The organism is Streptomyces sp. NBC_01210 (genome assembly GCF_036010325.1).
Taxonomy (GTDB): domain Bacteria; phylum Actinomycetota; class Actinomycetes; order Streptomycetales; family Streptomycetaceae; genus Streptomyces.
In genome coordinates this window covers 4012038-4033145 of the sequence record NZ_CP108549.1, presented here as the reverse complement: position 1 = coordinate 4033145, position 21108 = coordinate 4012038, and the positions used below count along the sequence as shown (strand labels likewise).

The 21108-nt window shown below is 65.7% G+C and carries 14 protein-coding genes, 1 tRNA gene and 1 pseudogene; 11 read left to right on the top strand and 5 right to left on the bottom strand.

Annotated elements, in window-relative coordinates; translation table 11 throughout:
• Positions 1-150: 150 nt before the first annotated feature.
• Both OG735_RS18120 and OG735_RS18115 read right to left on the bottom strand, forming a co-directional pair.
• Positions 151-411, bottom strand: a complete 261-nt coding sequence (locus OG735_RS18120) for a cold-shock protein (RefSeq protein ID WP_327324229.1) — start codon at positions 409-411, stop codon at positions 151-153.
• A 151-nt stretch (positions 412-562) separates the two neighbouring features.
• Positions 563-1318, bottom strand: coding sequence for a GntR family transcriptional regulator (locus OG735_RS18115; RefSeq protein WP_327324228.1), 756 nt, complete (start codon positions 1316-1318; stop codon positions 563-565).
• Positions 1319-1396: 78 nt separating this feature from the next.
• On the opposite strand from OG735_RS18115, the gene OG735_RS18110 reads away from it, so the two are divergent.
• The 8 genes and pseudogenes from OG735_RS18110 (at position 1397) to OG735_RS18075 (ending at position 13285) form a co-directional block, all read left to right on the top strand.
• Positions 1397-1675: a hypothetical protein gene (locus OG735_RS18110; protein WP_327324227.1), complete on the top strand. Its 279-nt coding sequence runs from the start codon at positions 1397-1399 to the stop codon at positions 1673-1675.
• Positions 1676-1801: 126 nt separating this feature from the next.
• Positions 1802-1999, top strand: coding sequence for a hypothetical protein (locus OG735_RS18105; RefSeq protein ID WP_327324226.1), 198 nt, complete (start codon positions 1802-1804; stop codon positions 1997-1999).
• Positions 2000-2216: 217 nt separating this feature from the next.
• Positions 2217-2441 carry a hypothetical protein gene (locus OG735_RS18100; protein ID WP_327324225.1) on the top strand — a complete coding sequence of 75 codons (225 nt, stop codon included), beginning with the start codon at positions 2217-2219 and terminating at the stop codon, positions 2439-2441.
• Positions 2438-3182 (top strand): annotated as a pseudogene (locus tag OG735_RS18095) (GntR family transcriptional regulator). The gene OG735_RS18100 and the pseudogene OG735_RS18095 overlap by 4 nt, the downstream one beginning before the upstream one ends.
• The gene (locus OG735_RS18090; RefSeq protein WP_327324224.1) at positions 3179-3481 is read left to right on the top strand and encodes a hypothetical protein; all 303 of its coding nucleotides are present in this window, start codon (positions 3179-3181) and stop codon (positions 3479-3481) included. The pseudogene OG735_RS18095 and the gene OG735_RS18090 overlap by 4 nt, the downstream one beginning before the upstream one ends.
• Before the next feature lie 3537 nt (positions 3482-7018).
• Positions 7019-9877 (top strand): RCC1 domain-containing protein, encoded by a 2859-nt coding sequence (locus OG735_RS18085; protein WP_327324223.1) that lies wholly within the window; start codon positions 7019-7021, stop codon positions 9875-9877.
• Between the two features lie 1500 nt (positions 9878-11377).
• A complete protein-coding gene (locus OG735_RS18080) occupies positions 11378-12247 on the top strand; it encodes a hypothetical protein (protein ID WP_327324222.1) in 870 nt (289 codons plus the stop codon).
• Between the two features lie 501 nt (positions 12248-12748).
• Positions 12749-13285, top strand: coding sequence for a hypothetical protein (locus OG735_RS18075; RefSeq protein ID WP_327324221.1), 537 nt, complete (start codon positions 12749-12751; stop codon positions 13283-13285).
• A 768-nt stretch (positions 13286-14053) separates the two neighbouring features.
• On the opposite strand, the gene OG735_RS18070 is transcribed toward OG735_RS18075, so the two are convergent.
• A complete protein-coding gene (locus OG735_RS18070) occupies positions 14054-14521 on the bottom strand; it encodes a hypothetical protein (RefSeq protein ID WP_327324220.1) in 468 nt (155 codons plus the stop codon).
• Between the two features lie 525 nt (positions 14522-15046).
• Positions 15047-15122, bottom strand: a tRNA-Arg gene (locus tag OG735_RS18065).
• 293 nt (positions 15123-15415) lie between these two features.
• Between OG735_RS18065 and OG735_RS18060 the strand changes: the two genes are divergently transcribed.
• A complete protein-coding gene (locus OG735_RS18060) occupies positions 15416-17164 on the top strand; it encodes a class I adenylate-forming enzyme family protein (RefSeq protein WP_327324219.1) in 1749 nt (582 codons plus the stop codon).
• Here the strand turns inward: OG735_RS18060 and OG735_RS18055 are convergent.
• A complete protein-coding gene (locus OG735_RS18055) occupies positions 17151-18434 on the bottom strand; it encodes a M6 family metalloprotease domain-containing protein (protein ID WP_327324218.1) in 1284 nt (427 codons plus the stop codon). The two genes, OG735_RS18060 and OG735_RS18055, sit on opposite strands and share 14 nt — an antisense overlap.
• Positions 18435-18766: 332 nt before the next feature.
• On the opposite strand from OG735_RS18055, the gene OG735_RS18050 reads away from it, so the two are divergent.
• Both OG735_RS18050 and OG735_RS18045 read left to right on the top strand, forming a co-directional pair.
• Positions 18767-19417 (top strand): TetR/AcrR family transcriptional regulator, encoded by a 651-nt coding sequence (locus OG735_RS18050; RefSeq protein ID WP_327324217.1) that lies wholly within the window; start codon positions 18767-18769, stop codon positions 19415-19417.
• Between the two features lie 110 nt (positions 19418-19527).
• Positions 19528-21045 (top strand): MFS transporter, encoded by a 1518-nt coding sequence (locus OG735_RS18045; RefSeq protein WP_327324216.1) that lies wholly within the window; start codon positions 19528-19530, stop codon positions 21043-21045.
• Positions 21046-21108 lie beyond the last annotated feature (63 nt).

Below are 21108 nucleotides of genomic sequence, written 5' to 3'. Positions count from 1 at the left end.
GATGTGCCCCCGGCAGGATTCGAACCTGCGACACCCGCTTTAGGAGTTCGATCTACACCCGCCCCTGGTGCCGTCGTCGGCAGGTCCGGCGGTCGTGCGAGGGCGCTGCCGTATGCCGCCGTCCGGCCTCGTTGATGTCAGCCGTGGATGTCAGACGGGGCGGGGAACGATGCTCACCGCCCGGTAGTCGTACCCGTCCTGCTTGAAGCCGGGTGCTTCCCAGGTGAGATCGACCTGTTGCCCTGGTGACAGCGTGCGAAAGCCGGGCGCCTGAATGTCGGCGTAGTGGCCGAAGCACCCTCCGGGAGTCTCGGGCGAGTCGAGGACACCCCAACCCTCCTCGTCCCTCCACTCACGCACAGTCGCAGTCACGACTGCGGCGACTTTACGGGTCTCTCTCCGGCGACTCATTTGCCTCTCCCCTCATCTACCCCACAAGATCCAAAAGGTCTGACCGTTCAGGCTGGCATGGTCCTGAAAGACACCAGCTCTCGCATGGGAAATCCTGGCGCGCGAAGGAAGGGGGTGGCCCATGTAGGGGGTCTCGCCGCAAGCGGCGCGATCACCGGTTGATCGGGATCTCGTAGACGATCTCGCAGTGCGCGGCGGGCACGACGATGTCCGCGGTCTCCACGGGCCGCCCCTGGTCGCTGTAGTACGTCCGCCTGATGTGCGTGACGAGCGCGGCCTTCTGGATGCCGAGAAGCGATGCCTCTTCGGCGGTCGCCTGCCGCGGCTCCGGTTGCTCCACGGCATGGCTGACGGTGACGCCGATCGCGGCCATACGGTTCACGACCCCCGCCCCGGCGTGTGGCCCTCCCTCAGGGAGGACGACGAGAGTGCCGGCGGTGAGGTCGTACGGCTCCCAGCTCGTCGACAGTTGTACGGGCCTGCCGTCAGCCAGGAACTCGTACACCGTCCGGACGCACAGCTCGCCCTCGGCGACGCCGAGCCGGGCCGCGATCTCCGCTGGAGCCGACACCTTGGCGTCGGTCCGGCTTTCCCAGTCACCCTGCCTGCCCAGCGCCTTCATGTCCGCGCGGAACGGGGACCCTTGGGGCTGCTCGCGCGCCGATGAACGGACCACCCGCACCCGCTTCCGGGGTTCGGCGACGTACGTGCCCGATCCGGCGCGGCCCTCCAGTACGCCTTGCGAGATCAGCAACTCCTGAGCCCGGCGGACCACGTTCTCGCCCACGCCGCATTCCTGGCCGATCTGGGCGCGGGACGGGAGGCGGTCCCCCGGCTCCCATACGTGCTCCGCGATCCGCCGCCGGAGTTCGTCGGCGATGCGGAGATAGGGCGGCTGCTCAGGCATATGGAAAATCTAGTCCACTAGCTCTAATCTAGTTAACTAGCTTCACGCAAAGTGATTGCCGGTGACGGAGGCTGCCCTGTGCCCGCTTCGGGAGTTAGCGCGGCGGCCCTCGCCGCCCGGCTGTCCGCCATCGGGCTCCCCGCGCGCCTGGAGGAGCACGCCTTACACACGTCAGTCGAAGCGGAGGTGCCGGAATCGCTCTCCGCCGAGTCCTGGCGGGAGGTCCTGGAAGTGGTGGCCGAGGCCGATCGGTTCGGACTCCTCGCCACCAGCCTGAACGGCCGCACCCTCTGGGCGGTCGTACGCAAAACGGTCCCCACGACGGGCGATGTCGGGGGACCGGGCCATCAGCGATAGGAGCTGAACAGCGTGCTCAACCGTATCCGCCGCGCCGTCTCCCTCACCAGGGCGCGTCACTCCGCCAGGGGCAGGCACCGCCGCCCCTTAACGGCCGTCCGCCCGCCGACCGCTTCCACATTCCCCATGTCCGCTGACGCGTTGACGGTCATCCTGGGGCGGGCCTCCATCGACGCGGACCAACGTCACTCGCTCGCGGGTGAGGACATCGCGCTCGTCCGCCCGTACGTGTTGGCCTGGGAGAAGCGCGCTCGCACGCGCTCGGTGGTCGTCGCTCCCCATCTGCCGATCCATGCGTGGTCGGCCCTCGCGGGGGTCCACTGATGCCCTCAAGGTCCTCAATGCCGTCTCGCCGGCGTCTCCGCATCGCGGACGCTTCGGCCGTTCCCTACCGCTCGACCGCCTGCCGCATCGGCACGCACCCGGCCTGCGCGGAGTCCTCCCCGGCTTCGGCCCCGGTCGACCTTCCTGTGATCTACGAAGCGTGCGATTGCCCGTGCCACCCGGCAGCCGACCGATTCCCCACCACGGAGGTGCAGCGATGAACGCATGGGCCCCCGGCGGCGCGCTGGTCGCCAGTATCGAGGTCACCGCGGCCACCGTGCAGCGAGGCGACGTCATCCAACTGGGCGGCCGTGCCTGCCGGGTGAGAGACCTCTTCCGGCTTTCCCAGGGGGCCAAGCAACTGGTCTTCGAGTCGGGCGAGCTGCTGACCATCCACGCGCGTACCCGGCTCGTCGCCGTGCGGTCGCTGAGAAGGCGGTGACCGTGTCCGTGCCCTCTCGTCACCACAACATCGCGGACGACCTCCGCCGCCAGATCGCGACCGGCCGCATCCAGCCCGGTGAACGCCTGCGGTCCGAAGCCGACTTGGCCGACCGATACAAGGTGAGCACGGTAACGCTACGGAGAGCTCTCTCCGTGCTTCAGGGGGAGGGCCTCGTCGAGAAGATCCACGGCAAGGGCAACTTCGTCCGCCTCCCTCTTCGCAAGATCATGTACGTCGGCGGCTGTGGGAACCCTGGACCCGTGGACCGCGGCCGAAGCGGCTCTGCGTGTCACCGTTCGCACCACCACAGTTCAAGCGCACGGACAGCTCACGACCTTGCTCAACGTCCCCGCGGGCAGCCCTCTCGCCGAGTTCTCGTGCCTCAGCCTCGAAGGAGCGTCACCGCACGGACTGGCCCGCATCTACATTCCGCGTGATCTGGCGCCGGCCGGAGTGCTCGACGACGAATCCGCATACGGGGAAGCGGCCACGAGATTCGCCGTGCTCGGTCCTGCGCCGGCCACTGTCCGGGAGACGGTATGTGCCCGCCCGCCGACACCGGACGAAGCGTCGGCCCTTCGGATCGGCTCCACCGTGCCCGTCCTCGCCATCACGCGCACCGCGACCGACTCCGCCGGGCGCGTGGTCGAACCCGCGCTGCTGGCCTTCCCGGGCGACCGCATCGACGCGGTCTTCACCACCCACGACGTGATCGACGAGAGGCAGACGCAAGGATGACGGCACAAGACGAACTGCGGCTCCTCCCGTGGTCGGGCCCAGGGGGCAATCCCTGCTACCTGAGCACCGACGACCGGGACGGATTCATGTCCCGCCTGGCGGACAACATCGAGGCGGTCCAACTCGGCACTGCCGCCAAGCTGCTGGAGCGAGCCTCCGAAACGCTCGACGACCGGGACGCGGACACGGAGGAGAAGCAACGCCTGGCGAAGGAACTGACCGGGGCCCTACGAGACGTCCTCCGCGTCGCGATCAGCCGCGGTCACCTGCTGGCGGTGAACGAACCATGCGGCATCTGAAGAAGCGTCCGCACAACGGCGCCTGCCGATGACGGCCCTCCCTCCTACACGGGGAGGGGAGCCCGAACGCCAACCGGACTCCCCTCCCCGTCGCGTTGTTTCAGCCCGCTGCGGGCACATCGCACGTCGGCGCCGAGGTGACCCCGTCCCGCGGCCGCCTGAACCTCAGCCCACGAAAGTCAGCCACGACGGAGGGTGCGCCGACCGGCCAAGCGCGTGTGTGCCTCGCTGCACCCCACAGGGCCTCAGCCGCGCTGCCCGGCAATGTCTGCCAGAGGCAAGCCGCGCCAGCGGAAGCGTGGTGACGAGACCTTCAGGGAACGACCTCTTCGTCCCGAACTACCGGCAGGACGGTCGCTGGGGTTCGCCGGGCTGGTCATCCGGTTGCCTGGGGCCGGTAGCGGTCAGCTGCGGTCGCGGTGGTTGCTGTACTTCGCTGCTGTACTGCAACGGCTCTGGAGGCCCCGTGAGTCCGAGGTGTAGTCGCCGGTCAGCTTGGTAGGGCTGCGCCCACGGGAGCCGCCAGTCCACAGATAGGCCGCGAGACTGGATCAGCGGTCTCGCGCTTACCACCTGCGCCGGTGCTCCGCTCGTGCGCTCTTGCGACGACTCGGACGGCCAGTCACTGTCAGACGCTGGAAGTTGCCTCTGACGGTGCCAGGCGTACGAGGGGGAACGACATGAGGGATCCGGAGCCGGACTGGGCGCTGAGCAAGTTCGGTGAACTGGCTGCGCCACTCGCCAGGTTGATACCGCAGTGCATCGTGAGGGCTCATGAGCGGGCGCGTGAGGGCCATCAGGGAGTGCATACCCAGACACTTGAGGCCTATGGGCACGGCCTCCATGCCGTCCAGTACGAGGAACTCGCAACCGGTCTGGCTGATCTCGCGACCGCAACTCCCGTCCGACTTCAGGCTCGAACAGTGATGGTGATAGCCGGACAGGTCCTCTATCCGATTCGGTACGCGAAGACTGATGTCCCTGTCACCGTCGCGCGCCTTCGCCGTGCTGCGGGACTGCGGGCCGACCTCATCCGCCGGCACGGGCCAGAACCAATGCAGGGGGAGCTGGACCTAGGGCTGGAGGAACTACATATGCAGGAGATCCACAGTGACCTGAATCAGCTCGGCCCGGAAACCGGCCTGGTGCTCCTGGCTTACGCGTGCTCGATGGATCGGGGGGTGATGCGCCTCGAGTGGGGAGACGCGGAGCTGCGAGCAGATCGGTACTTGATCTGGCACCATCACCAGGAGCTCCCTCTGCCAGGGCAACGCAGATCAGCCTAAGGCTTGTCCCGCAATGATCTTCGGATGAGTGCGGGCCGGTCGTGGCGTGACGGCTGACCTATCTGGAGAGGTTGAGGTTGTGCAGGCGGGCGACGCCGAGCCAAAGGCGCGGCCGGCGCGAGCGCCCAAGTCCTGCTGATCGTCGGGAACGTAGTCTAATTCTGGCCTTTGGCTGGTGAGGATCCGGAGAGGCCTCCCGATTACATGTCAGCTAGCCCTGGAGGTAGAGGACTGAGTTGTACCCATCCGCCATCGAGATCCACCACCCGAAACCAAAGGATCGCGATTGGCTTGCCCCCTGGCGTTGTTGCTGCAGTAGCCAGCAAGTCTCCCGGCTTTCCGGGAATGGTCGGCCTACTGTTAGGGTCCTTAGGGATTGGCTTGAGGTGAAGCTGAGCCAAGTTGTTTGCAATGAACACCCCTCCGTTACCAAAGGCTGAGACTCCGAGAACTCCGGCGTTCTTTTGATCGGCCGGGGCAGGTGGAGAGGCACCCCCGGCAATTCCTACCACACCACAGCCGCCACCTTCGACAATGACCACGCTTTCATTTGGTTTACCATTGTTACTTCTCCTTCTGCCGCCGCGACCAATTACGCCAGGACCTGCGAAATCAGGTCCCAACGTAGCGATGCCACCAAGGACGTTGACGGCCTGCGAGACTTCGTCACCACCTTGACCCCAGACGCCGACACTCCCTGTCACGGATGACCCTGGCATGTCAGTTTGGCCAGCAGCTGCCACGACACCGGGCCCACTCGCTTCACGAGCGCTCCCGCTGGTGGGGCTGACTACGTGAAACTTCCCGCCTTGTGCTTTGAGTCCGACGCCCGGGCCGCCGATGGGACCGTTTCCCTTTTGGGACCCGTCTCCGCCTGAAGCTTCGACCCCAGTCCCGCCATTGCTCCCGCCTGAAGCTTCGACCCCAGTCCCGCCACCATTCTGCGCTCCTGCGACGGTGCCACCCTTTCCAGCGAGCCCAGTCCCTGCTACCCCTGATTTAGGGCTCGAGCCAGAGCTGCGAATTCCGTCGACTACCCCCTTGGGATTTAGTGGCGCTGGATGCGGGCCCACAATCAGAATGGCGTCTCCGTTGAAGCCGACATCTAGTTCACTCGGGATAGCGCCCAGGAGAGACGTAGTTGATTCTGCGCCGGTTGTGCGGCCGGCAACAATATCTTCTCCACTTCCCATGACGTGACGACCCTTCCGTATCCCTTTAGTGAATTGACACTACAAGCGTATGGTTGCAGTGCCTGGTAGGGACACTGGAGTGCGGCAATCGGGCGACAGTCAAGAGGGGAAAGGTCACCGGTCGCCGCTCGCCGTGTGTGTCTAGACGGTCGACGAGAACGGCCGACGGCGGGCGGATGTTCTACTGCGCCTTTGATGGAGTAGGGAAGGTTCAACCGCGCTGAGGGCAGGCGCTTGCCGTCGTGGCTCCGCACTGAGGGCCGCAGCACGTCGTCGTTGTGGCGCAGTCAGACACTCAGCCGGAGCACAGAGATCTCCGGGGAAGTCGCCTTCGGCGCCTGCGACCTACCAGGGGGGTCGGCTTCGCCGACGGGCTGTAACACCCCGGGGTGTTACAACCGTTTCTATGCACGGCGCACCGATCAACCGGCCAGGCGCCCAACGGTCCGAGCCAACAAGGATGTGTCCTCATCGCCCTGCCACTGCACTACCTCGAAGCGAGGTCGGGCGTCGTAGGTTCGGTGAAATTCACGCACCTCTTCGGAGTGGAACGCGCTCGCACGAGCTGCGAATGCTCAAGCAGGCCAGTGTGGCGGCGGTTTGCGGCCCGTACGGGGCAGGTCGGTTCGAAGCAACTGGGTGTCGACTAGCAACAGCAGGCGCTCGCTGGGCCCCGCCCGGCGCGGGCTGGCACCGTTGTTTTAACGTGCGTCACCGCCATACCGCGAGGTAATGTTGGGATATGGCTCGCGACTAGGCCGTTGCGGTATTCGGAGGTCAGCTCGACTTCGCTCACCGAGGTGAGGACGCGGCCTGCGGTGCCCCATGCCCCTTCGCCCTGCCCCTCATTGAGTGTTTTCCTGCCTGACATGGCAGCCGGGCCGAATGTGAAGTTTGGCGATTTTGGCATGGGCGTCCCAGCTCCGTGGGCGTGATGTTTATCGGCAATCTGACACATGCCTGATCAGTGGCGCGCGCAATTTTATTCCATCACCCTCGTTTCGGGGTGCTGGCTCGGACTCATCGCCACCGTTTGAAAGACAGCGAGGTGCCTCGCTATGACCGACGTTCCTGTGCCTGGCGACTATGACGGAGACGGCATGCTGGATACGGCGTTCTGGCGTCCGAGCGAAGGGAATTGGTACGTCCAGCCCGGTTCCGGTGGCCAGCAGCGCGTGGTTCAGTTCGGTCAGGATGGCGATATTCCGGTGCCGAGCGACTTCGACCGCGACGGCAAATTGGACTTCGCGGTCTGGCGTCCCAGCGACCGTATGTTGCGCGTGCGTCCGTCCTCCGGTCTACCGGACTGGGCTCTGTTGCCCCCTCAGGATGGTGAGGTTCCCAGGCCTGCCGACTACGACGCGCTCATCTTGTTCGCCTACGCGCTCTTTGCTGTGACCTTGCGGTTGGAGGCTGCCGGCAGGCCGGACGGGGCGCTCCCGGCGGCCCGCGAAAGCATCCGGGTCTTTCTTCGGCTGGCGGCGAGCCCAGGGGACTTGCCTCGGGCGTCGTTCCTTGCCCGCGTGGTGGAGTTGGCGGGTCTTCTCCCGGCATCGGAGGCTGTGGCGCCGACCCAGGACGCTGTGACGATCCAGCGGCGCCTGGTCGACGCCGACCCCGCCAATCTCGACCATCAGATCGACCTCGCCTACGCGCTCTTTGCTGTGACCTTGCGGTTGGAGGCTGCCGGCAGGCCGGACGGGGCGCTCCCGGCGGCCCGCGAAAGCATCCGGGTCTTTCTTCGGCTGGCGGCGAGCCCAGGGGACTTGCCTCGGGCGTCGTTCCTTGCCCGCGTGGTGGAGTTGGCGGGTCTTCTCCCCGCATCGGAGGCTGTGGCGCCGACCCAGGACGCTGTGACGATCCAGCGGCGCCTGGTCGACGCCGACCCCGCCAATCTCGACCATCAGATCGACCTCGCCTACGCGCTCTTTGCTGTGACCTTGCGGTTGGAGGCTGCCGGCAGGCCGGACGGGGCGCTCCCGGCGGCCCGCGAAAGCATCCGGGTCTTTCTTCGGCTGGCGGCGAGCCCAGGGGACTTGCCTCGGGCGTCGTTCCTTGCCCGCGTGGTGGAGTTGACGGGTCTTCTCCCCGCATCGGAGGCTGTGGCGCCGACCCAGGACGCTGTGACGATCCAGCGGCGCCTGGTCGACGCCGACCCCGCCAATCTCGACCATCAGATCGACCTCGCCGCCTCGCTTCACTCGCTGACCTTGCGGTTGGAGGCTGCCGGCAGGCCGGACGAGGCGCTCACGGCCGCCTCGGAAGCTGAGGCGGCCGACCGTCGAGTCTACGAGCTGCAATCGGTGGAGAGCCTATGCACGGGCGCTGACACACCGGCAACGCAGTTGTCACAGGCTGATGCGGAAGAGGCCACGCTGTGCCTGGTCAATGGGCTGCGTACGGCGCTTGGTTTCCCGGCGCTGACGCGCAACATGAGGCTGAAGGCTGCCGCGCAGTGGCACGCCCAAGAGGCCGCGCGAATTCGGTGGTGGACGCCGGGAGGAGGGCCAGAAGTCCACAGAAATCCAGAGACGCTGTCGATGCCCGCAGATCGCATCCGGGCTATCGGCTACTGCCCTGGGCAGGTAGACCCTCCCACGAATGAGAACTGCTACGACCATTTTGTCTTTGGGTCGAATCCTCCTGACCTGAGTGGGCTCACGCCTAAGGCGGCCTTCGGCTTCTGGAGACGCAGTGCGCTTCATAACGCAACCATGCTCAACCCGGCCTATCGCGAGACTGGGATTGCAGTCATCCTCGGCGTCGCGGAAAAGGGAGGTGACGCTGACAGGGCCGACGCTCGGGGCCCAATAATTGTACAGACGTTCGGGGCCTGTGACCGCCCGGAGGCGGCAGACGCGGGGCTGGGGTGGGCCTGGGGCGACAATGCCTTCGGTCAGGTGGGGGATGGAACCGAAAACATTCGGCTGGCGCCGGTACGGCCTCAAGGACTCGGTGGCGTGATCGGTATTGCTGGAGGTGGATGGCACAGCCTTGCGCTTAAGTACGACGGAAGCGTTTGGGCCTGGGGTCGCAACAATGCCGGACAGTTGGGAGACGGAACGCCTTACTACTCGGACACGCGGGTGCTGGTGGACGGGGCCAGCGGGGTGATGGGCATCTCTGCCGGACTTGAGCACAGCCTTGCGCTCAAGCGCGACGGAAGCGTCTGGGCCTGGGGCGAGAACCGGGACGGGCAACTGGGAGACGGCACCAGGACTGCACGGAACGCACCGGTGATAGCGCAGGATGTCGGTGGGGTGATAGGCATCGCCGCCGGAGCCGGCCACAGTCTTGCGCTCAAGCGCGACGGAAGCGTGTGGGCCTGGGGTGACAACTGGGCCGGGCAATTGGGAGATGGCACCACGACCAGGCGGCTGACGCGAGTGATGGTGGGCGGAGTCGCTGACGTGATCGGCATCGCCGCAGGCGTCTACTACAGCCTGGCACTCAAGCGCGATGGGACCGTGTGGGCCTGGGGCATTAACCATTACGGGGAGTTGGGGATCGGTTCGACCGATCCTCTACCCAGCCACTTCCAACCGGTGCCTGTTGCGATCGAAGGAGCAGTGGCTGCAATTGCTGCTGGCATGAATCACAGCCTGGCGCTCATGCGCGATGGCACTGTGTGGGCCTGGGGCCTCAACAGCGCTGGACAACTGGGGGACGGCACAACCACCGAACGGCACGTACCGGTGAAAGTGCAGGGTGTCACTGGGGTCGTAGCCATCGCCGCCGCCGGTACTGGCCACAGCTTGGCGCTCAAGCGCGATGGGACCGTGTGGGCCTGGGGCAGCAACAACTGGGGGCAGCTGGGGGACGGCACGCAAACCGACCGGCACATCCCAGGCAAAGTGCAGGGCGTCAACAACATCATGACCATTGCCGCCGGGTTCGAACACAACCTCGCCTTGTAGAACCGCGCGGCCTGGCCGGTTCTTCATGCTCGATCTGAAGTCTGGTCCTGCTCGGATGGCACTGGTGTGTCGGAGATGTGTCGCGAACAGTGAGACGCAACGACAGAGAGCGGGAGTCAGTGAGACTGACTCCCGCTCTCTCATATCGGCATCCGCCCAGGTCAGAGCTTGATCTTCGCTGCTTGACTGGCGAGTGCCCCCGGCAGGATTCGAACCTGCGCACACGGCTCCGGAGGCCCTTGCGTCCCACACGTCTCTGCTGGTCAGGCGGCTGAAAGTCCTCTGCCTCGTCACTCTTGTCCACGAATAGGCCGCGCCACCGAAACGGCTCTCGAAGAGGATTTTCTCCGGGCGTCGATTTGTGATCGCGGTCTCCCGCCCACTCAGTATGTGCTCGATGCAGGCTTCCAGGTCGCCGCCGTGGTCTTCCCGAGCCATGCTTCTGAGCTCGTGGCCCAGGTCCAGCCGTTGATCAGGACGATCGGATACTGGTCCTTCACCATTTGTCTGGGCGGGGACGCGAACCGGTAGGCGCCCAGTCGCGCACCCGGCAATCTGATCAACCATGCCAGACAGTGCACTGCACAACAGCCCTCCCAGGCACGTCACATGGGCAATCAACACCATTCGTTTGGGAGGTTCAGCCTCCTCGGCGGAGCCACCTGGGCGTACGGCGGCAACCAGCGAGGGATCGCGGTGATCAGCGTCGCCTCAATTGAGCAATTGCCGCAGCGGTGTTGTTGGTTGTTGCTAGTCGCGGTTTGGTCTCCCTTCACGGCGCACCCACGGGCCGGCGGCGAGCTCGATGATGTCGGGCCAGAAGAACTGGTTTCAGCGTTCGCCCAAGTCGACTGTCGCCTGGGGAAAGTTGGCTGACCTGTGGTGACTGTTCGACTGACTGTCATCGGTTGTCGACGTTGGTCACCGTCGCACGGCCCACAGACGGCCCAGCAAGTCGCGAGCTACTCCGCTTTCCGCTCCAGCGGCCAGGACACGACCATGGTCGGCGGCGGTTCCGGATCCGTGTCGTTGCTTCATCGTCCTGTCGGTGGCGGTGCCGGCAGGACGACCGTCTCCGGCCTCTGCTCGCACTGTTTCTGTGGATGGTCATTTGAGCGTTCTGCCGTTCTCTCTGACGTTTGCGATGAAAGCTCTGATGCGCGCCGCGACGGCCGCCACACGTGTGCACTGCAGTTTTCGTCCCAGGAAGGAAGGTGTAGGCGGGAACACGTTTTCGGGAAGTGTGAATGCAGTGACGGCACCGCATCAAAGAGATCTCTGTTTCTCAAAGTGAGGCAGATTTCGTCGACCCTAGCTCACGTGGGCACATAGTCGGCTACTCTCCGTCCATGCAATGGGTGACAGCGGATCTATTGGGTGCAGCTGGTGGCACGGCTATGGACTCGGTTGATGTCATCAAGTCCATCAAGGGGGAACATGATCCGCAGGTTGAACGAACCGCGTACACCACTTAGGAACCATGGACCCAAGGTGCGAGCCTTGGAGCAAAAGCGCTGGTGGCTCGTGGGCACGGTTGTTCTTCTTCCCGTCGTATTTGTTGTGGCCCAATACTTCTATACACCCTCCGCAGAGGTGCGGTCTCAACGCGCGGTGGAAAAAGACCAAGACAGAGAATTTACGCAAAAACCAGCCCTGCTTGCCAAAGTGGAGAGGGTCTGGGATCCCAGCTTGGACGGCTGGACTTGGGTTTTCCGCAAAACCCTAAGGCGCGACGATCTCGCGACGGCAGAGAGTGTCTTCTTCGGGCGTACGGTCGTTGCAGCTGGCGATTCTGAAGCAGCCAGGAAAGCAGTACGAGACATCGGAGGTTACCGTACCAACATGCATTGCAGAACGCCCACGAAGAATATATCCAATTGCGTTCCAATCGGTCGGTATAAAGTAACCCTGACTGGGAACAGGCGTCAGAAGGTGCAGATTACCGGGATCGAGGCAAGTGTCATTTCGGAGAAAAAGCCGCCACTCGGTACGTTATTGGTCGGTCCTACGGAAGGAGGAGGGCCAGTCGATGCCCTCTTCATCGATCTGGACTCAGGCGACAAAGAGGCGGTCGGCATCGACCAATCAAATAACCCTACAGATCGGGCCTTTGTGGATATCGAGTCTCGATGGGCTGAGGAGGGTGAACCTCTCGTATTCGAGGTCATGGCCGGAACTAAACGTCAAATTGACTACCGATGGAGGCTGCTTGTCGAAGTGAGCTACAATGGCAAGGTCGAGACAATTCGGATTCCGGCCAGTGAGAGAGAGGCGCTGCAAACTGTAGGGTGGAACAAGGGGTGGCCTTACCATTCAGGCTATAGAGTTGACCAGGCAACGCACCGGTTCGTGCAAATCGATCAAGAGTGAGGCCTTATTCATACGGCGAAATTGTTTAGCAGAGGTTCTCGGTTGATCGCCACAGAGGGGCTATAGCCGCGGAATTCTGCTTTGTGGGCGAGGTAGGGCCGCGTCTTGGCTTACCTGCGAGATCCGTGCTTGTGCTGCTGTCGGTCTGAGGATCCGTCAGTATCCCGGATTCTCCACGATTCCCCGCTCCTTCTGGCGCGGGCTGACCCTCTCGATGCGAACTACCGGCAGGGCGGTCGCTGAGGTTTGCCGGTCTGGTCAGCCGGCTGTCTGGGGCCGGTAGCGGTCAGTTGCGGTCGCGGTGGTTGCTGTACTTCGCTGCTGTACTGCAAACGGCTCCGGCGGCCGCTCCTGTGTTGGCGTTTCAGCTGGTCAGCGAGCTCTGAAGGTGCCTCAGGTCGACCCGTCCCGTGTCCGCGCCGTGCGCGGTCTTCGCCTCCGGCAAAGCATGCGCCTACGGATTGGGGGACGGGCCCCGCCACTGGTGAGTACCTTCACGCCATGGGTGGGATCGACTGGGGCGACGCCCCGACCTGGTTCGCTGGCGTCTTCGCTGCCTTGGCGGCGTACTACACACGGGGCATGTTGCGGAGTCAGCGGAAGCAGATCGACGAGCAGCGGCAGTTTATTGCCGCGCAGAGTGCCAACCTGACGTTGGAACGCCGGGAGCTGGAAGCAATAGCTGCCGAGCGCAGGGAAGGGCAGGCGCGGGCGGTGCGTCTTCAGAGCATCGCGGACCTTGTCCTGGTCTACAACGAGAGTCCCGCTGCGATTCGAGATGTCACGTGCTTCGTCGACTCCAGGGAAGCAGGGGGTACCAACGTGGCCAGGATCGCGGATGCCGCGAGCAACCTCGGGATGGCCATCAGGGCCGTGCCCGATTGGCCCGTTCCGGTTGATGTCCCACCCGGCAGTCTTGCTGCCTTCGATCGGACCAGGCATGCAGACGTCCGTGTGCTGTTCACAGACTCGGCGGGCGTGCGGTGGAGCCTTGATGAGCACAACGAACTCGGGCCGGCAGAGCCTGGTAGGGACTGAGGCCGCGCCTCACGGCATCCTGGTGCTGAGGTTCACGGGGCGGATGGCCTCCATGCTGCGACGGCCTGTCGGTTATAGCACCCCAAGCTCTCGATCCGGGCGGCACAGGGTGCATGCCTCGACATGGTCGGCCGGCCTGAGGAATCGCATCCGCCTCATCTCTTTGAGGCAGCCCTGAGCGCAGGGCCTACCGAGCTGGCCAAGATGCCTTTTCACATCACAGGTGTGGAGAAGAAGCACTCTGTATCTGGGCGCCAGGACCGCTAGGCGCTCCTCTTGCTGCTTCCTCTAAGAGGGACCACCTGATCCGCACCTACACTCCTGCCCCGCCGCCCGATGGTTGTGCAGGGTCAGGAGCAGGGGCCCCTGCTTGTGGCGGTACTTGAGGCGCGCTGGACGACATGACTTGGACTTGCCGTGCGAGCGTCCCCAGAGCCTTCACGTCTGGCATCTTGCGAACCACGAAAATTGCCGCCATGGAGCTGGCTGGCAGCCCGGTGAGCAAGACAGCGAAACCTGACTCACCTCTGAGGATCATTTGGTAGGCCAACCAGAGAAAGCCAGATACTAGTGCCGCGCCGAATAGCTGCCCTATGAAATTCCCTAGGATTCGCATGGCTATCTCAAATCGCTTGACCCTAGTGTCAGCGGTCAGGGGTTGTAGGGCTCGCCGCAAGTCCTTCCCGTTCACAACTTCCAAATGCTTTGCAAGCTCGATCAATTGACCGATAAGAGCCTCTGTCTGGCCACTGCTAGCCTCGCGGGACGTCAAGCGCTTCTCTCCCGGAAATCTGACGCAATCAGATTCAACGTCTGAATAACTGGATGGGTGGAACCTGCGCAATTCATCAGCTGACGTACTGTGGAAGAGCTCCTATCGCCCTCATCCGTTTCCCTCCGAGGCCCTTCTGCGACTTGCTCGTACTCGGCAAGGATTTGCATGAGGAATGCACGAGCAAGCTCAGGGTCATCAGCGCTTTCACGCATCAGTTGAGCCGTGTCCAGTCGGAGTACTTGAGCTGCCGCTATCGCCCGAAGTTCGCGTACATACGAAGCATGCGCCTGTCGCTTGCGGTATAACAGGGAGCACTTCAGGGCGAGAAAGAATACAGCAATGGTCAGCAATACGGTGACTGAGAGGCTGCAGATGATAACTACGGGCCAGAACGTGTTGGACGACAGCGAAACGATTGCCAACACAGCAGACAATCCAGCGGAGGTGAAACTTCCCGCCACGGCGACGAAGCGTAGAGTGGACAATTTCGTCCTGAATTCAACAGTACGGGCGGGTCCTCGCGGAGTGTGAGGAGTTTGTTTCGATCGCTCTATCGTCTTCGTCAGCTGCTCAAGGCGTTGCAATGTACTGGCAGCGCCCGGTGGTCCATCACTCTGCGCAGGAAAAACCCTGCCTGTCGGATCTAAGACGCTGAGTGCCCCTGCGCGCACATCCGTCCAATGCATATGGACCCCCTTAGTCCGTGCTGCGCGTATCTACAGTAGCAGACTAGCGACTCTCTGTGACCATCCGAGCAGAATAATCGCCAATTCGATCATTCGATCCCCCGTCGCTGCGTGGAGATCCGTGAGTCATCAGCACGGTAGTGGCGGTTGGGCATCCATGCGCACAGCTTGACTGCGGCGTTACCTGAGATCGTGACGCGTTCGCACAAACGATTGAATCGACATGCGCGGACCGTCCTCGTTGATGTCAAAACTGGACGTCAAAGGCCCCGGACCATGATCGGTCCGGGGCCTTTTGCCTGGTGCCCCCGGCAGGATTCGAACCTGCGACACCCGCTTTAGGAGAGCGGTGCTCTATCCCCTGAGCTACGGAGGCCGGGATCTGGCGGAAACGTGTCTAGAATTCGCCCGAAGGTGGACGGATTCAGCCAGTTGGGGTCCCGACAGTGTTGTGGTGGTGCGGCCGGTGAGGGCTGCTCCACCGCCGACAGTGTAGCGGGTGGCCGCAGCAGGCATCCCGCCGTCCGGGCCTGCCGCCAGCCTCTGTGGCAGGCGGTCGGCACACAGTGGCGATCAGGTCTCGGTGGGCGGTACACCCACCTTGACGGTGCCCGGGTGCGGGCATAGCGTACGCCAGCGTACTGAGCAAGCGCTTAGAGAGGGTCGTCCGTGCCGCACCCCCACCCGCACCCCGATCCGTCCGCCCCCGCGCCCGCCCCGGCGCATGCTCCCGAAGCGCTTGTCGCCCCCGGGGCCCCCTTCGCCGTCGTCCGCGGCGAGGACGGTGGACTGCTGTACGCGGACGGGCCGCGCACCCTGCGGGAGTTCGTCGAGGCCACCTGGGCGTTCGGCGACCGGCCGTTCCTCATTGCCGCCACCGGGTCGTACACCTACCGGGAGTTCTTCGCCGCCGCCTCCGCGCTCGCGCGGCGGTTCGTCGAGGAGTACGGGCTGCGGCCCGGCGACCGGGCGGTCGTCGCGATGCGCAATCACCCCGAGTGGCAGATCGCGTTCTGGGCCGCACAGCTGGCCGGGCTGGTCGCCGTGCCGCTCAACGCCTGGTGGACCGAGGACGAGTTCACGTACGCCCTCGACCACTGCTCGCCGCGCGTGCTCCTCGTCGACGGGGAGCGGCTGCCGCGGGTCGAGGCCTGGCGCAAGCGGGCCGGTGTCCGGGCCGTCGTCTTCCACCAGGAGGGCGAGCCGACGGAAGGAGTCGAGCCGACCGAAGGAGTCGAGCTGTACGAGGACCTCGAGCGCCCGGATCCGCTCGCCGCGCCGCCCGCCGTCGAGGTCCGGGCCGAGGACGACGCCACCATCATCTACACCTCAGGGACCACCGGGCGGCCCAAGGGCGCTGTCGCCACACAGCTCGCGCAGGCCGGGGCAGCACTCAATCCGCGGTTCCACGCGGCCGCTTCCGCGCTCGCGCGCGGAGTGATGCCGGGGCAGGGGCCCGCGCCCGTCGTCCTGCTGACGTTCCCGTTCTTCCATGTGGCCGCGTTCACCACGCTGTACTCGACGATGGCGGCCGGCGGAACGCTCGTACTGATGCGGAAGTGGGACGCCGAGCAGGCCCTCGAGCTCATCGAGCGGCACCGCATCACGTACTACGCGGGCGTGCCGACCACCGCGCTGCAGTTGCTCGACGCGGCCGAGCGGGCCGGGTCGGAGCTGGCGACGCTCTCGCACCTCAGCACCGGCGGGGCCGCCGCGCCGCCCGATCTCGTGGCGCGGCTGACGGCCCGGTACGGACAGCGGATCGAGCCGCGCAACGGCTACGGGCTGACCGAGACCAGCGGTGGCGTGCTCGCCAACTTCGGCGCCGGCTACCGGGAGAACCCGGCCAGTGTGGGGCGGCCGTCGTCCGCGACCGAGGTGCGGATCGCCGGGCCCACCGGCGAGCCGCTGCCCGAGGGCGAGGTCGGTGAGCTGTGGCTGCGCGGGCAGTCCCTCGTGCGCGGTTACTGGAACGATCCGGCCGCCACCGCCGCCGCGTTCCACGACGGCTGGTTCAGGACCGGCGATCTCGCGACCGTGCGGGAGGGTCGGGTCAGCGTCGTCGACCGGCTCAAGGACATGGTCATCCGCGGCGGAGAGAACGTGTACTGCGTCGAGGTCGAGGCGGTCCTGCACGATCACCCGGAGGTGGCCGACGCCGCTGTGCTGGGCGTACCGCACCCGGTGCTGGGGGAGGAGGTCGCGGCCGTGGTGCAGTTGCGCGCCGGGGCCACCGTCGCCGTGGACGAGCTGCGGGCGCATGTCGGCAGGTCCCTCGCGGCCTTCAAGGTGCCGGCGCATGTCCTGCTGCGGGACGAGCCGATACCCCGTAATCCCACCGGGAAGATCCTCAAGCGGGAGCTCCGCGGGCCGGTCCAGGAGCAGCTGTCGCAGGACCGGTCGGTCAGGAACGCGTGATGCGCACCCGGTAGCTGCCGCCCGGTTCCTCGCGGGTCACCGATATACGGATCCTGTTCCGGGCGTCGGTGAAGGTCTGGCCGGGCCCGTACGCCGCGTCGGACAGCTCCGCGTGCACATTGGGCCGCCGGGTGCAGCCGCCGCTGTTGCGTTTGCTGTCCGAGACCGACACCGGTCCCTGTCCGGTGTCCACGTCGGACTGCACGTGGTAGATCAGTACGCCCGGTTCGCACACGGCCTCGTCGTTGCCCGCCCTGGTGCGTACTTCCACCGCGTACCCGGAGTCCTCGGTCACCGGAACGATCGCCATCTTGGCGCCGCCCGAGGTGGCCAGCGGGGTCAGCGAGTACTCGGTGGTGCCGGGCGCGGACGCGCAGCTGATCTGGTCGGCGTCCAGCCAGCCGAGCTTCCACTTGTGCCAGCCCAGCAGGTCGTTGTTGGCGCCCCAGTCCTCGGACATGATGTCCCAGTGGCCGACCGCGCCGCCGCCCTCGGTGGTGTAGAGGTCGGGCAGGCCGAATACATGGCCGTTCTCATGGGGCAGTACGCGAAAGCCCGTCTCGTCGTACGACCCCGAGCCGTCGTCCTGGCGGCTGTAGACGAAGGACGTGTTGGCCAGCGGCACGCCGTCCGCGAGCGGGGCGTCGTCGTTGCCCGAGAACGTCACGGAGAGCACGGTGTCCAGCGCCGAGGGGCCGGCATTGGGTGTGACCAGGATGTTGACCAGGTCGTATGTGCTGAAGTCCACCTTCGGGTCGGCGGCGGCCACGATGTCCTGGACGAGCTTGCGGTAGCCGGGCTCGTAGGGTGAGCCGCGCTCTATCCCGTACGCCGCGAACGGCATCGGCATCCGCAGCCAGTCGGTGACCGGGGCGTCCGGGCGGTAGCTGAGCCGTCCGTACGAACTGGTCTTGAACCACTCCGAAGTCTGCGGGAAGAACTCCGCGAGCCGGTCGAGTGCCGGCCCCGGGCCCGGTGCGTCCGGGAAGTCGATCATCAGGTTGAGGGCGCGGACCTCGCCGGTGGAGCGCGAATATCCGGGCGGGGTCGGCATTCCCTCCGACATCTGCACGCCGATGGTGGATGCGATCCGGCACGGGCCGAGCCCCCGCTCCTGGGCGGCCACGGGTCCCGCGGACGCCCGCGTGGGGGCGGGGAGCGTGGCGCTCGCCGTGGTGAGGGCGGCGAGCGCGAGTGAGGCGAGGAGGGCGAGCGCGCTGAGGCGCCGGTGCCTGCCGGCTCTGCGTATCCGGTGGCGCGTCTGCTCCATGCAATCGCCTCGGGGTCCGCGGCAGCAGGCCGGCCCTCGCTGCGCTGTGCGATCAGCCTGTGACGGGTGGTGGCGGGCCGCGCGCGGGGTGAGCCGATCGTGGGTATTTCCCGCGGCTAATGCGTGACGCAGGTCACATTGGATGCAGGAAATAACCGGGGAGGGTTTCCCCGTTTGAACTCGTGTCCCCGCGAAACGGGGAAGCGGTCCCCGCTTGCGTAGCGATACGAGAGCGAATCGGGAGCGATACGAGCCGGACAGGCCGGGCAGGCCGGACAGGCCGGGCCGGAGACAGACCGGATGAGAGAGCCGGACAGAGAGGAAGTGGAGCCGTGAGCCCCGCCGCCGACACCGAAGCGCGCCGCTCCCCACGGCCGCGGGCAGACGCCCTGCGGAACCGGGAGCGGATCGTGACGGCCGCCCGCGAGATGTTCGTCGAGTTCGGACCCGAGGTCCCGCTCGACGAGATCGCCCGCCGGGCCGGTGTCGGAAACGCCACGCTCTACCGGCACTTCGCCGACCGCGACGCCCTCATCCATGAGGTCGTCCTCTTCGTTCTCGCCCGCACCACGGAACGGGCGCAGGAGGCGGCCGCCGAGGAGGCGGACACCTTCGCGGCGCTTCGCCGCTTCGCCCACGCGGCCGCGGACGAACGGATCGGGGCCCTGTGCCCGCTGCTGACCGGCACCTTCGAACGGCACTTTCCCGACCTGACCCATGAGCAGGAACGCCTGGAAGAGGCAGTCGACGGCCTCTTCGAACGCGCGCACAAGGCGGGCCGTCTGCGTACCGACGTCGCCGTCGGAGATCTGCTCGTCGCGCTCTCCCAGCTCACCCGGCCGCTGCCGGGCACCGTGTGCCCGAACATGGACCGGTTCGTACACCGTCATCTGCAGCTGTTCCTGGACGGTCTGGAAGCGCCCGCGCGCTCCGAACTGCCGGGCGCGGCCGCGACTTTGGAGGACCTGCGGAGCACCCCGTGAAGCAGTAGATCCGTCACTTCCGATTACTTCGGGCGGCTCCGCCAGTCCCCCCTACGACTTCTTGACCACGTCCCGTTATGACCTCTTCGCATCCTTAGGTGGCTTCTCGCATGCCAAAAACAGCCGACATCTCACTTCCGGACCCGAGTCGCTGGAAAGCCCTGGTCTTCATAGCCCTGGCCCAGCTGATGGTGGTGCTCGACGCGACGATCGTGAACATCGCGCTCCCGCACGCCCAGCACGATCTGGGAATTTCGGAGGCCAACAAGCAGTGGGTCATCACCGCTTATGCGCTCGCCTTCGGCGGACTCCTGCTCTTCGGCGGCCGGATCGCCGACCTGTGGGGCCGTAAGCGCGCCTTCGTCGTCGGTCTGCTCGGCTTCGCGGGCGCCTCCGCGCTCGGCGGCGCGGCGACCGGCGAGGCGATGCTGCTCGGCTCCCGCGCACTGCAGGGTGCGTTCGGCGCGTTGCTCGCGCCCGCCGCGCTCTCGCTGCTCGCGGTGATGTTCACCGACGCCAAGGAGCGCGCCAAGGCCTTCGGTATCTACGGTGCGATCGCCGGTGGCGGTGGCGCCGTGGGTCTGATCCTCGGCGGCGTGCTGACCGAGTACCTCAACTGGCGCTGGACGTTCTTCGTCAACATCCCCTTCGCGATCGTCGCCGCCGCCGGCGCGTACTTCGTGATCCGTGAGCCGGCCGGCGGCCGTAACCGCTCGACGCTCGACATTCCCGGCGTGGTCCTGTCCACCCTGGGTCTGGTCTCGCTGGTGTACGGCTTCACCCGGGCCGAGTCCGACGGCTGGTCCGACACCACCACCGTTGGTCTGTTCGTCGCCTCCGCCCTGCTGCTCGCCGCGTTCGTCCTCACCGAGGCGAAGGTCAAGTCGCCGCTGCTGCCGCTGCGCGTCCTGACCGAGCGCAACCGCGGCGGTGTCTACCTCTCGCTGGGCCTCGCGATCATCGCGATGTTCGGGCTGTTCCTCTTCCTCACCTACTACCTGCAGATCGTCAGGGGCTACTCGCCGGTCAAGACCGGCTTCGCCTTCCTCCCGATGATCGCGGGCATGATCACCGGCTCCACCCAGATCGGTGCCCGGCTGATGACCCGGGTCGCGCCGCGGCTGCTGATGGGCCCGGGCTTCCTGGTCGCCGGAGTCGGCATGCTGATGCTGACGCAGCTGGACGTCGATTCCTCCTACGCCGGTCTGATCCTGCCCGCGCAGCTGCTGCTGGGTCTGGGCATGGGTACGGCCTTCATGCCGGCCATGTCGCTGGCCACGCACGGGGTGCGTCCGGAGGACGCCGGTGTGGCGTCCGCCATGGTCAACACCTCGCAGCAGGTCGGCGGTGCCATCGGTACGGCGCTGCTGAACACCATCGCCGCCTCGGCCACGACCGCGTACATCACCTCGCACGCGGCGGGCGCCACCAACCGGCAGCTGCTGCAGGCGCAGGCCATGGTGCACGGCTACTCGAGCGCCATCTGGTGGGCGGTCGGCATCCTCGCCACCGCCGCCGCGATCGCCCTCACGCTGATCAACACCGGGCGTCCGGGGGCCGGTTCGGTCACCGCGGCCTCGGGTGACGGTGTCGAGGACGAGATCAAGGTTCCCGTCGTCGCGCACTGACGCGAGCTCGGCGGACGCTGAGAGGTCAAGCGGAAAGGGCCCTGCCCGGGTGGTGAACCCGGG